This window comes from Thalassobacillus sp. C254, assembly GCF_001310615.1.
The window spans coordinates 145,286-158,639 of record NZ_BAXQ01000002.1 but is presented as its reverse complement, the minus strand read 5'-3'; the positions used below and the strand labels follow the sequence as shown (position 1 = coordinate 158,639).

4 protein-coding genes and 9 pseudogenes are annotated in these 13,354 nt (G+C 42.3%); all 13 read right to left on the bottom strand.

What is annotated here, in order from left to right; translation table 11 throughout:
• Positions 1-125: 125 nt before the first annotated feature.
• The 13 genes and pseudogenes from JCM19033_RS03330 to mraY all read right to left on the bottom strand — a co-directional run bounded on the left by JCM19033_RS03330 (position 126) and on the right by mraY (position 13,330).
• The gene (locus JCM19033_RS03330) at positions 126-371 is read right to left on the bottom strand and encodes a YlmC/YmxH family sporulation protein (RefSeq protein ID WP_054635259.1); all 246 of its coding nucleotides are present in this window, start codon (positions 369-371) and stop codon (positions 126-128) included.
• A 188-nt stretch (positions 372-559) separates the two neighbouring features.
• Entirely contained in the window at positions 560-1,360 is an 801-nt protein-coding gene (sigG, locus tag JCM19033_RS03325; protein ID WP_100399413.1) for an RNA polymerase sporulation sigma factor SigG, read from the bottom strand.
• A gap of 232 nt (positions 1,361-1,592) precedes the next feature.
• Positions 1,593-2,305: pseudogene (gene sigE, locus JCM19033_RS03320) on the bottom strand (RNA polymerase sporulation sigma factor SigE).
• A gap of 24 nt (positions 2,306-2,329) precedes the next feature.
• Positions 2,330-2,982 (bottom strand): annotated as a pseudogene (locus JCM19033_RS03315) (sigma-E processing peptidase SpoIIGA).
• Entirely contained in the window at positions 2,939-3,217 is a 279-nt protein-coding gene (locus tag JCM19033_RS27915) for a sigma-E processing peptidase SpoIIGA (protein ID WP_374701193.1), read from the bottom strand. Before JCM19033_RS27915 ends, JCM19033_RS03315 begins: the two are co-directional and overlap by 44 nt.
• A 456-nt stretch (positions 3,218-3,673) precedes the next feature.
• Positions 3,674-4,850: pseudogene (gene ftsZ / locus JCM19033_RS27810) on the bottom strand (cell division protein FtsZ).
• A gap of 54 nt (positions 4,851-4,904) precedes the next feature.
• Positions 4,905-6,194: pseudogene (gene ftsA / locus JCM19033_RS03305) on the bottom strand (cell division protein FtsA).
• Between the two features lie 554 nt (positions 6,195-6,748).
• A complete protein-coding gene (locus JCM19033_RS03295) occupies positions 6,749-7,456 on the bottom strand; it encodes a cell division protein FtsQ/DivIB (RefSeq protein WP_054635255.1) in 708 nt (235 codons plus the stop codon).
• 261 nt (positions 7,457-7,717) lie between these two features.
• Positions 7,718-8,618, bottom strand: a pseudogene (murB, locus tag JCM19033_RS03290) (UDP-N-acetylmuramate dehydrogenase).
• Between the two features lie 43 nt (positions 8,619-8,661).
• Positions 8,662-9,766, bottom strand: a pseudogene (gene murG / locus JCM19033_RS03285) (undecaprenyldiphospho-muramoylpentapeptide beta-N-acetylglucosaminyltransferase).
• Between the two features lie 34 nt (positions 9,767-9,800).
• Positions 9,801-10,880, bottom strand: a pseudogene (gene spoVE, locus JCM19033_RS03280) (stage V sporulation protein E).
• A gap of 125 nt (positions 10,881-11,005) precedes the next feature.
• A pseudogene (murD, locus tag JCM19033_RS03275) lies at positions 11,006-12,357 on the bottom strand (UDP-N-acetylmuramoyl-L-alanine--D-glutamate ligase).
• Positions 12,354-13,330 (bottom strand): annotated as a pseudogene (gene mraY / locus JCM19033_RS03270) (phospho-N-acetylmuramoyl-pentapeptide-transferase). The pseudogenes murD and mraY overlap by 4 nt, the downstream one beginning before the upstream one ends.
• Positions 13,331-13,354: the final 24 nt, after the last annotated feature.

Below are 13,354 nucleotides of genomic sequence, written 5' to 3'. Positions count from 1 at the left end.
TCATGCTTCATTTGACTATCATCCTTTTTGCTAAGAATTGGACATAGTGATTCGCTTTATTGTAACACATTTTGCACTTGTCCCATAGAGAAGGAAGAAAAAGAAGGAAAAAGGAGGAATGCCCTTTATCCTTCCTGATCATAAAGGTTGACCAGTATGACATCGGATCCAATTTTAACAATATTAGGCCACGGGATGATATAATCATCTTCTTTGTTAAAAAAACCCATCATTTTTGCTGACCCACCAACGATGATTGCTTCAACCTGACCAGTCTCAATGTTAATATCTATATCGCCAACATTTCCCAGACGCTTTCCTGTATGCATGTTCACTATGTCTTTCGCCTGTAAATCAGATATTCTCATCATAGACTTTATCCTCTCTTCTTTCGGGTGTTGTCACTTCCACCATCAGGATATGATGTAAAGCAGGCATTGTTTCGAGATCTGACTCCACATATTTTTTCTCATTACTGACTTATACAAATGTATGTACGAAGATAGAACACCATGCGTTAAACGAAGAAGTGCATAAAAAAGCAGCCACTTTGGCTGCTTTAGCTTTTAGAGTGTTTATTCATTTGTTGAATGGCTGCTTTTTCAAGCCGAGAAACTTGAGCCTGGGAAATCCCAATCTCATCTGCTACTTCCATTTGTGTTTTCCCTTCAAAAAAACGCATGTTCAAGATCATTTTTTCTCTTTCGTTCAGCTTAATCATTGCCTCTTTCAACGCAAGATGCTCCAGCCATTGACTGTCTTTTTCTTTGTCGTCACTAATCTGGTCCATGACATAAATGGGATCCCCGCCGTCATTGTATATCGGTTCAAACAAAGATACCGGGTCCTGGATTGCATCTAATGCAAAAACAACTTCTTCTTTAGGAACGTCAAGCACCTTGGATATTTCCTGTACGGTTGGTTCTCTTTCCCTCGTTTTATCAGCCATAAGCTGATCTTTTACCTGCAGTGCCTTATAGGCAATATCCCTCAGTGAGCGAGACACCCTTATCGGATTGTTATCTCGTAAGTATCTTCTGATCTCACCAATAATCATTGGCACAGCATATGTCGAAAATTTAACATTCTGACCCAGGTCAAAGTTATCAATGGACTTCATTAAACCGATACATCCAACTTGGAACAAATCATCCACATACTCTCCCCGGTTATTAAACCGTTGAATAACACTTAACACTAACCGCAAATTTCCATTTACAAGGGTTTCTCTTGCATTTTCATCTCCACTTTGCATTTCTGCGAACAATTTTCTCATTTCCTTGTTCTTTAATACGGGCAGTTTTGATGTGTCTACACCGCAAATCTCCACTTTGTTTCGTGACACGGCGTTCCCTCCCATACAGCGATGATGTGCAAAAAACAACTTTCCTGGATAAGAAAGTTTGTTTTTTGGAATCTTGCAGCTTTGTATGAGTTCAGTATGTCCCTGGTCAGGAAAAATATGCACATTCTTACCTATTGGGTTTTTGCATAAAAGTAAAAATTGAGAAGCGGAAATTGATTACTCCTCGTATAAACAAGGCTTATTATGAAACAAGGCAAAAAAAAACTCCTTTACGGAGTGAAGGACATTACACCATTTTATTAAATTCTTTTTGCAGTCTTTTTATAATTCTTTTCTCAAGCCGGGAAATATAAGACTGGGAAATTCCAAGAAAGTCTGCAACATCTTTTTGCGTCTTCTCTTTCTCCCCGGCAAGGCCAAACCTCAGTTCCATAATCTGCTTTTCTCTGTCATTTAACGTCTCAAGAGCTTTCCTCAACAGCTTTTTATCAACTTTTTCTTCAATCCCTCTAGTGATGATATCCTCATCTGTGCCTAGGATGTCAGATAATAAAAGTTCGTTGCCGTCCCAGTCCACATTAAGAGGCTCATCAAAAGAAACCTCAGACCTGATTTTGTTGGTCCTTCTAAGATGCATGAGTATTTCGTTTTCTATACACCTGGAAGCATAAGTAGCTAACTTAATTTTCTTCTCAGGATTAAAAGTATTCACTGCTTTAATTAACCCAATCGTACCGATGCTTATTAAGTCCTCTATGTTGATCCCGGTGTTTTCAAATTTTCTCGCAATGTAAACAACAAGCCGGAGGTTTCTTTCAATCAGCATAGACCTGACTACTTTATCTCCTGTAGAAAGCTTGCTGATTAAGTGAGCTTCTTCCTCTTTTGATAAAGGCGGCGGAAGGGCTTCGCTTCCCCTATATAATATATTTCGTCTGGTTTGACACCTAAAAAACGAAGGACCTTATACCACATAATTTTTATCTTTAATTTTATCATACCAGTTGTTCTCCCCCTTCTTCCCTATGATGCAGATTCCCCTGAAAACTCCTCCACTTGCTCAGATGGGACAATCATTTGAAAATCACTGGTCGCTGATAAAGCACCTTCTTCAAGGCCAATAAAAATACGGGGCAGGATATGCTCCTTCTCGCCAATATTTATTTTCACCTCATCCGGCTTGAGAGCAATGAGCAATCCTGCTGTTTGCCTACTGCCCTGAAAGGAATGATTCGGATACGTTCCTGCCAGAACACCGATATTGTTTCTTCATTCATATTTTCAGTAAGTGATAGTAAGCGAGAGAATTTCTCAAACTGGCTCTCGCTCATCCGTTCCTTAAATAAATCTGTCTGCACAATCATTACTGGGGTCTTAGTGATCGGGTCTTTTAACTGGTTGCCGGTGTCCACTAATCCTCTTCCTTCAATCACCAGACTGTCAATTTTAATTTCAACATCAACACATTTTGCTTCTTGTTTTCCCCTCGTTCTATGGGACTGAATAGCTTTGACAGTTATCAGCCATATTAGAGGCAGTGAAAGGATAATTGTAAGCCAATGCAAGGAGGCATAAGAGGCAAAAGAAGCCTGTTCAGCCCATGTCTTCAATACAGGAGAAGTATGGAAAAAATTATGAAAAGCAAGCACTCCTCCGCCGGCTACAAAACTGACCATATAAAACATAAATAAACCTTGGAAAAAGAAAAGAAAAATTATAAAATCCAAAAGTACCAATAACCACACCTACTGATAAAAGAAATTTTCCTAGTGGGTGCAGGAAAAATCCTTCTAAAGGAGTGAGAATGAGAAAAACAGTTGAAGAGCTGACGGCAGCGACGATCAGCAGCCGTTTCATACTGATTTTTCTTTTTAAAAATCTGGCTGTTAACAATAATAATATTATGTTAATAACAAAGTTGCTATCCAGATTAAATCTAAATATAGAATCACCCCTATCATCCTTCTTCGTAGTCTAAGTAAGGTAAGTATATTCCCATTCTATATAAAAGTCTGTCAATTTATGACAGCTTGGCTTCACTTCTTTTGCTTGATTTTGTCAGCCTTTTCACTCCTTTTTACAATAAATTTCGCAATGAAAAGCTATGTGATTCTGTACCAGGGGACACTCCCCCTTTCCGCGGAGGGAATCGGCAAGCCTATCAGGCTTATGCCAGCGGGGTCTCGTCTGATCCCTCCTACCGCTTGAGTGTGGGGAAAAGCTTTTACATGTAGTGAGCAATCAAGCTTAGTAGATGGAAAAGGATTGAACTAAATGATAAGAGTGCTTAGTGCTTTTTAGAATAAAAAAATAGAGGACCCCTCTAAAACGGGGGTCCTCTATTATAAGAATGACCTTTTTAGTTCTTTATCTTCTCTTCCGACGGTTTCGCAGGAAGGTTGGTATGTCGAGTGCATCGGACTCTTCCTGTTGAGGCTGCTGTCTCTGTTGAGGTTCAGGAGTCTCTTCTTGCGGACGCTGCTGCTGTGGTGCAGGTCTGCTGTTATTTGCCGGAGAGTAGCTTGCTGATTGCTGTGGTCTGTTATTTAACCCTGTGCCTCGAGATGGGGACTTAGAAGGCTGGCTTTCATCAGCTTCTTCAAATCCTGTCGCAATCACAGTAACCACGATCTCATCTTTTAGGTTCTCATTAATGACAGATCCAAAATCATGTTAACTTCCGGATCTGAGGCATCCGAGACAATCTCAGCCGCTTCATGAACTTCAAACAAGCTTAAATTTGTTCCGCCTGTGATATTCATCAGCACACCTTGAGCTCCATCTACAGATGTCTCAAGAAGAGGCTGGAAATCGCTTTTTTCGCAGCTTCTGCTGCCCGGTTTTCGCCGGTGGCGATTCCGATACCCATTAAAGCTGAGCCTCGTTCATTCATAATGGTTTTTACGTCTGCAAAATCCAGGTTGATAAGACCAGGTACAGCAATTAAATCTGAGATACCTTGTACACCTTGACGGAGAACGTTATCCGCTTCCCGGAAAGCTTCAAGCATCGGAGTATTTTTATCAACAATTTCCAGAAGTCTATCATTTGGAATGACAATCAATGTATCTACTTTTTCTTTTAAGGCACCGATTCCTCCGGCAGCCTGGCCTGAACGTTTTCGGCCTTCAAAAGTAAATGGACGGGTTACCACGCCAACTGTCAAGGCACCAATTTCTTTAGCAACCTCAGCAATGACTGGAGCAGCACCTGTACCCGTTCCTCCTCCCATGCCTGCAGTGATAAAGACCATATCGGCACCGGTTAAGGCTTCTTCTAATTGTTCCTTGCTTTCTTCAGCAGCTTTTTTTCCGATCTCTGGATTTGCTCCAGCTCCCAGACCACGGGTAAGCTTCCCGCCTAACTGAAGCTTCGTTTCAGCTTTTGACAACTGCAATGCCTGAGCATCTGTATTAACAGCAATAAACTCAACACCTTGCAGGCCGTTTTCGATCATTCGATTTACAGCGTTTGAACCGCCGCCGCCGACACCAATTACTTTAATCTGCGCCAGCTGATCCATATCCATTTCAAATTCTAACATCTCAGGTCCCCCTAATCCGTCAAATCTGGCGAGTTTACATGAGTTTGCATATATTTACTCAAAAAACACTTTAAAAAAGTTTCTCACTTTTTGTTTTACACCAGGCTTGTCCGTTTCTTCTTCCTGCTGTTTTGGTGCCTTCTTTCTTCTCGCCGAACGTTCTTGTAATTCATGTTCTTCTTTTACTGTAACTGATGCTGCAACTTCTTTACCCTGAATTTTAACATTTCGATAAGCAAATTCAATAAGTCCGATTCCTGTTGTAAAACGTGGCTCTCGTACACCAATATAATCTGGAACGGCTATACGGACATTATGCTTGAGACTTCACGTGCAAGTTCTAGAGCTCCAGGAATCATTACACTTCCTCCTGTGAGTACGTAGCCTCCCGGAAGATCTGAAAAGCCCAGTTTGCGTACTTCGTCTTCGACCAGCTCATAAATTTCTTCCATACGCGGCTCAATGACATGAGCTATATCGAATTGAGAATACTCTTCCTCAACATCACTTCCAATGGTCTTCATTTGGAAGGTCACTTCATCGGAAGCTCCATCGATATAGGCATGTCCATGCTCAACCTTCACCCGTTCTGCTTCTTCAGCAGTTGTCCTCAATCCTACAGAGATATCATGGGTGATATGTTCTCCTCCAACTGGAAGAACTGAGGTTGCCTGGAGACTGCCATGCTGGAAAACAGAAACGGTGGTGGAGCCGCCACCGATATCCACCAGCGCTACTCCTAAGGATTTTTCATCTTTGGAGATAGCTACGGCCCCTGCAGCCAGGGGCTGAAGGCAGATGTCGGCCACTTCAAGCCCTGCTCGTTCTACACACCGCAGCAGGTTATGTAAAGCTGTCTTGGATCCTGTAATAATATATCCTTCCATTTCCAGCCTGACTCCAAGCATACTGCGTGGGTCATTGATTCCTTCTTGTCCGTCTACAATAAACTGATTCGGTATGACATCGATAATCTCCCGGTCCGGCGGAATGGCTACAACCTGGGCAGCATCGATTACTCGCTCTATATCTTCATCGCCTATTTCGCGATCAGGCTGGATACAGCTACGACATCACTGCATGGCTGTAATTGTATGTGATTGCCATTTACGCCGACGATGACTTGTTCAACCGTCAGGCCGACCATTCTTTCCGCTTGTTCGACTGCGCGACGGATTGATTTCACCGTTTCATCAATATCAACGATAGCCCCCTTTTAATTCCTTCAGAGGAGGCATTTCCTACTCCCATTACTTTAAGGGAGCCATCTGACATTTCTCCGATGATGACCCGGACACCGGATGTACCGATATCTAAGCTGACATAAATGTCCTGGTTGTTCATGTACTGGCACCTCCCGTTGGCATCTGCATCTATTACTGCTTTTCCACCTGCATTCGTTCCCATCTTTCATCTATAATAGCATGATCAACCTTTGCTTTTGTGAAAAAATCATAAAAAGAATAAGGGAAATTGTTTGTTTACCACTAACATTTCCACAACTTCTTGCAATACCCTTTTTTTATTGGTAAAAATAAAATTTCATGCAAACTATATGTAGCACACAGTAAAAAGAACAGAATGTTTTCTTTTCATAGTCAAAGGGATTTGTTTTTTAATAATAAAAAAAAAGAAATATCCAAAAGCAAAAAATTGCCGCTACTTATAAGTCTACACCAAGATGAAGACCTAGAAAAGGCAAAGTTGCAGGCTACCGCAGAAAAATGAAGAAAATAGGAAAAACAGAGGCTAAATTCAGGTTTCTCGGAAAAGTCATAGCACTATATAAAGTTTCTTATTCCAAAAAACAGGAGAAAGGTTCTATCTTTGTATTCAGATTAAGAACCTCTCTCCTTTGCTTTTACATTCACTTTGTGGAAATTCGCCCCAGCTCTGGACTACTCTTCCTCTGCATTTCCTTCCTCTACTTCACCAGCCCCCTCTTCTACTGTTTCCTCTAGTCCTTCATCTGACATTTCAGCTTCTTCCTCAAATGCTTCAAAATAAGGAGTCATTTTCATATGAAGAACTCCTGCAGCTTCAGGGTCAATTTCTTTAGCTACTACGGGATAAGGAGTCATATGGTCTGAGAAGTTTCTTATCGTAGACTCTACCTGCAAACCATCATTCATATACATCAGCAGCCGGAGAGGATCTTCGTCATCGGGCACATGATGGATTTCGGAGATGCGGTTTAAGATTCCCTCCCCTACTTCTCCAAGTTCTGCAGAAAACTCCTCTAAAATTTCTATGGAAGAAAATCCTGAGAGCACCGGCGCGTCACCTGGAACCGAAGCTCTGGCAGCATTCTGTAAAGTCTTTCCGTTTCTTAATACAGGCAGGTATTCATCACCATTCTTAACATAGGCAATCCGAGGATATTCTTCTACTTCAATGGCTATCGTTGCGGGAAGTGACCGCTGAATGTTCACATTCTCTATTTCAGAAAACTCTCTTACTCTTTCCTCTGCCTGCGTCATATCGACATTCCATATGCTTGTCCCTTTTTTTACATTGCTGGCTTTTTCTATTTCTTCTGCCTGGACATATTGCTCGCCTGCTACTTGGATATTCCTTACGTGACTTAACGGGGATTGGAAATACACAACCAATAGTATAAGGAAAAAAAGATGGACAGGTATGTAATAAGGCGGCGGTTGGCTCTCTTCTTTCGCTGTTCGTGCAAGGCTGTGTTCGCATTATCCAAGGTAACGACTTTTTTGTCTGACATCTTTTTTTCTCCCCCAATCCTTCCCGCTCGTTTCCTCCTGTACAGAGGCATATTTTGGGGAAATGCTCATATGGTTTGTAAGGAAGGACAGAGCACCATTTCAAAAATAATCTTGTCTGTCCCTCTTTGATACTCTTTACCTTTCGACAATTTCTACTTCAGTGTGCATCTCAACGTTATTTTTTCCTTGATGGTTGTCTTCACGTGATCAATGAGTGCTAACACATCTGCTGCCTGGGCATTATCGATATTGACAATGAAATTCCCATGCATTTCAGAGATTTGAGCTCCGCCAATACGGTAGCCCTTTAAGCCAGCTTCTTCAATGAGCTTTCCTGCATGATCTGGAAGAGGGTTGCGAAACACACTGCCAGCACACGGTCCTTCCATGGCTGAGTGTTTCTTCGGTAATCTTTATTTTTCTGCATTTCTGATACAATCTCATCCTTGTTTCCCTCTTTAATTTCAAGAACAGCTTCCAGGCAGATGCCTTTTTCCTTTTGCAGCCTGGATGTCCGGTAAGAAAATCCCATGTCTTCTTTTGCAATCCATTTCATTGTCCCGTCGGGGTATAACACATGAGCTTTGATCAATATTTTATTCATGTCAGAGCCGTGAGCCCCCGCGTTCATAAATACTGCTCCGCCTACCGTTCCAGGAATGCCTCCGGCAAACTCAAGACCAGAGAGACCTTTTTTACTGATAATCGTAGCCAGCTTAATAATGGAATATCCACCGCCTACTCTGATCTCCCCGTCTCCAATTTCCAGATGACTTATATTTTCTCCGAGCTTGATCACAACTCCTTCAATTCCTTTGTCATCTACTAATAAATTTGACCCTCTGCCGATTGCCCGCCAAGGAACATTATGCTTTTGAATGATTTCCATGGTCTTTTTCATTTCCTCTATACCGGCAGGCTCTACTAACACATCAGCAGGTCCGCCTATTTTCCAGGTTGTATGTTTAGATAAAGGCTCACTTTCTTTTACTTTCCCAATTTGCGCATCTTGAAGTTCCTCAATAATCTCTTTCATATAAAAGGCACCTCTCTTTTTTCATTCTCTGCCCTCTGAGTAACTATTTGCCGACCGGCTTCACAAGGCTTTGGATAAGATTATAAATTTGTTTTGCTGAATCCGGCATAGCCAGCTCTTTTGCCGACCTATTCATTCTCTCCCAGGTCGCTTCCGTCCCTAAAATATCTTCCACATCTTTTAAAAGCATATTACCGTTCATTTCTTTTTCCAGACGAATAACCGCTGCACCATTATCGCTGAGGCTGCGGGCATTTTTTTCCTGATGGTTATTGGTTACATAAGGGCTTGGAATTAAAATGGAAGGCAGCCCTAAAGCTGTGATTTCCGCTAGTGTGGTCGCTCCTGCTCTTGTTACAATCACATCAACGTTTGACAACACCGCAGGCATATTGTGAATGAATGGTTTAATGACTACATTACTTGGGTTTCCCGCCTTATCCACTTCTTCCATCACTTTATCATAGTGGACAGCACCAGTAACATACAAAAACTGCCATTTTTGTTTTCCCGCTTCGGGCAGCGCTTCTAAAAACGCCTCATTGATCGGCCGGGCTCCCCGGCTTCCTCCAACCACTAGCACGACCTTTTTATGTGGATCAAGACCCATTTCCGGAAGAGGATTAGAGCCTGCTGCCCGAACTGCTTCCGAAGCGCGGGGATTTCCGGTAAATACTACTTTCTCCTTTGGAAAAAAAGAGGAAGACTCCTTAAAAGAAATGGCTACCTTATCTACATATCTGCTTAAAAACTTATTTGTTAAACCTGGAACACTGTTTTGTTCATGTACAAGAGTTGGAATCCCAAGCTTTGCTGCTGCAAAGACAACCGGTCCCGCTACATACCCTCCGGTTCCTATCACAGCGTCAGCTTTAAAGTCCTTAATCAGCTTTTTTTGCACGTCTGGTTCCTTTGACGAATCTCATTACTGTTTTCACATTTTCCAAAGACAGCTTCCTTTTAAAACCAGTAATTTCCACTGTTTCAAAAGGAATGCCCTCACGAGGCACAATGTCGCTTTCTAATCCCTTTTTCGTACCAATATACAAAAATTCACTTGCTGGATCGATTTCTTTTATTTCTTTAATCAAGGCAAGAGCAGGGTAAATATGGCCCCCTGTTCCTCCCCCGGTTACAACAATTTTCATTTGTAAACTCTCCTTAACTAGGCTTCTAATGATGCTAGTGCTTTGCCTGTATGCTTATATTAAGCAAAATCCCTATGGCAAGCAGCATTAATGTTAAAGAAGATCCTCCATAGCTGAGAAAAGGCAAGGTGATGCCTGTGACCGGAAATAAACCTGTCACCACTCCTACGTTAATCATAACCTGTATGAGCAGCATCCCTACTATCCCAACTGCAAGAAGGGCACCGTACATGTCTGGAGCTCCGAGTGAGATGCGTATCCCCCTCCACATGACGATGGTGAATAAAAGAATAATAACTACTCCGGCTATATAACCGCCTTCTTCTGCAATAATAGCAAAAATAAAATCTGTCTGAGGCTCCGGCAGGTAAAAGTATTTCTGCCTGCTTTCCCCAAAGCCCATCCCAAACAACCCGCCGGGGCCGATAGCATACAAGGATTGAATGATTTGAAATCCGCTCCCTAAAGGATCTGACCATGGATCTAAAAAAGAGGTAATTCTCTTAATACGATAAGGAGCTGACGCAATCAAAGCTACAAAACCGGCGGCTCCAACTACTCCTAACCAGGCAAAATGGCTGATTCTAGCGCCTGATACAAAGATCATAACCACACAAGTAGCGACCATGACAGCTCCGGTTCCTAAATCAGGCTGGAGCATTATGAGTCCAAAGGCTGTAAATATCAGCAATAAAGTAGGAAGGAGACCTTCTTTGAATTTTGTAATTTTCTTTTGGTGCCTGGATAAGTACCTGGCCAGGAAAATAATCATGGCCAGTTTCATAAATTCAGAGGGCTGAATAGAAAAAGCACCAATCCCCAGCCAGCTTCTTGCTCCTCCCCGCATAAGCCCACACCAGGATCAGTACAATCAGCAGGAGAATAAAGCATATAATTAAAAGCAGCTTCGACCAGCTCTGCCACGTCCAATAATCTACCTTTGCTGTAACGTACATGGCCGCCAGTCCAGCTCCGGCAAATAAAAGCTGGCGCTTTGCGAAATAGAAGGATCATCAAATTTATATACACCCCATGCTGAGCTGGCACTGTACACCATTAATATTCCTATAATCAGTAAAAGCAGTGTTGCGCCAAGTAAAAGAAAGTCGGGCATCCGAGTAGTTTTTGACAAGGCCGTCACCTCTTGCAAAGTAGAGTAGGAAGACAAGGTCTGCCTCTCTAAAATGTATGCAAGACATGCCCGAACATGCTCTTAGATAGCCGGGTAAATAAGTTACTTTACTGGAGATGCTGTACAGCTTTAATAAACGTCTCTCCCCGCTCCTCAAAAGTTTTAAATTGATCCCAGGAAGCGCAGGCTGGAGAGAGAAGAAGCACATCACCCTCTTCAGTCAATTTATATGCTGTTTTCACTGCTTCTTCCAGTGTATTTTGCTTCTCAACATGGCTTACATCTGCCTCATAGGCAGCTTCTGCAATCTTCCCTTTAGTCTCCCCGTATGTGACGACTCCCTTAACTTTGGCCAGATACGGAATTAAATCATCAAATGAATTCCCTCTGTCCAGCCTCCGGCCAAAAGGACAACAGGCTGTGTAAAAGAAGAGAGTGCTTTTTGAGTAGCAAGAATATTAGTCGCTTTAGAATCATTATATATTTTTCTTCCATTGAGGTTCCCGACAAATTGCAGACGATGTTTTACACCGTTGAACGTTTTCAGAACATCTATAATTTGGGTGGTAGAGCCCCCGAGAATTTTAGCCGCAGCTACGGCAGCAAGCATGTTTTCTACATTATGAGCTCCAGGAAGCGACGCTTCTTTAAGAGAAAGGATGGACTCTTCTTTAAAGGTAATCCATCCATTTTCCACATAAGCACCTTCAGACTGCTTGGAGGAAGCAGAGAAAGGAACGAGCTGCGCTTTTGAATGTTTCGCCAATGTTTCAACCACTGGGTCATCACTATTGTAAATAATGACATCCTCGGAGGTCATGTTACTAAACATTTTCCCCTTTGACTGTTCATAATCCAGGCGGTCTCCGTGATAATCAAGATGAGCATCAAAAATATTAAGTAAAACAGCCACGTGAGGGTGAAAATCCTTTGTTCCTTTTAGCTGAAAGCTTGATACTTCCGTGACCATGATATCCTGTGCTTTTACCTCCTGGGCAACTTCACAGGCTACCGTTCCAATGTTACCTGCAATCCAAGGCTTTTTATTCTCGTTTCCTTTTAACATCTCATATAAAAGTGTAGTTGTAGTTGTTTTTCCATTGGATCCCGAGATAGACACTATGTCTCCTTCACAAACAAGGGAAGCCAATTCAATTTCAGTAACTACAGGCAGGTTTCTGTTTACAGCTTCACTGACTAGAGGGTTGTGATAAGGGATACCCGGATTTTTAACCACATAATCTGCTTCGTCAAGCAGAGAAGCAGGATGCCCTCCTGACACGAGTGTAATTCCCTCCTTGCGGAGAGCCTTTTCTTCTTCGGTTCCCGCCAGATCCTTTGCATCGTTTACGGTTACGTCGGCCCCCAATTTTTTTAAGAGCCGGGCTGCAGCCATTCCGCTTTTTGCCAGGCCAAGGACAAGAACCGCCTTATTTTCAAAATCTTTTATTTGTTTCATGTTATCCACACCTCAATATAAATGCCTAATACTGCAAAAATGAGTCCCGCCAGCCAAAAGGTCATGACAACTCTCCACTCGGACCAGCCGCTTAACTCGTAATGGTGATGAAGTGGGCTCATTTTAAAAATTCTTTTTCCCCTAAGCTTAAAAGAGAGGACTTGAATAATGACAGAAAGAGTTTCTATCACAAATACTCCTCCGATGATAATAAGGAGAATTTCCATCTTTGTAATGATCGCTATAGCTGCAATAGCTCCTCCTAATGCAAGGGATCCTGTGTCTCCCATAAACACCTTTGCCGGGTGAGCATTGAAAACTAAAAACCCTAGAACAGCTCCGACGACCGCTGCACTAAATACAGCCACTTCTCCCATGCCAGCATTCCAAGCAAGGACCGCGAAGGCTCCAAAGGCAATAGCCCCGGTACCAGCAAGGAGACCATCTAACCCATCAGTAAGGTTCACCGCGTTAGAAGCTCCCACGAGCATAAGAATCACAAGAATCAAATACGCAATTCCAAAGTCGATTCCCATGCCTGTGCCTGGAATTGTAACTTCTGTAGAAAATCCTGATTGGGCAAGAACTACATAGAAGATAACTGAAATAACCAGCTGTCCAGCGAGCTTTTGCTTTGATGTTAACCCTAGATTCCGTTTCATCACTACTTTTATAAAATCATCGAGAAACCCAAGTACTCCAAAACCAATCGTTACAAGGAGAAGAAGCCAGACTTCAACGGTGACTTCCAGAAATATAGAAGTCATCAATAGAGTAGTAATAAGGACTGACAGGAGGATCATACTCCTCCCATAGTAGGAGTCCCGCTCTTTTTCTGGTGAGATTTAGGCCCTTCATCTCTAATCGCCTGGCCAAATTTTAACCTTCTCAGCATAGGAATCATGATAGGCGATAATAAAACCGCTATAAGAAACCCTGCTATTAACGTAATAAGTATTGACTGTGCAACCACGGTTGCTCTCTCCTTCCATGACTA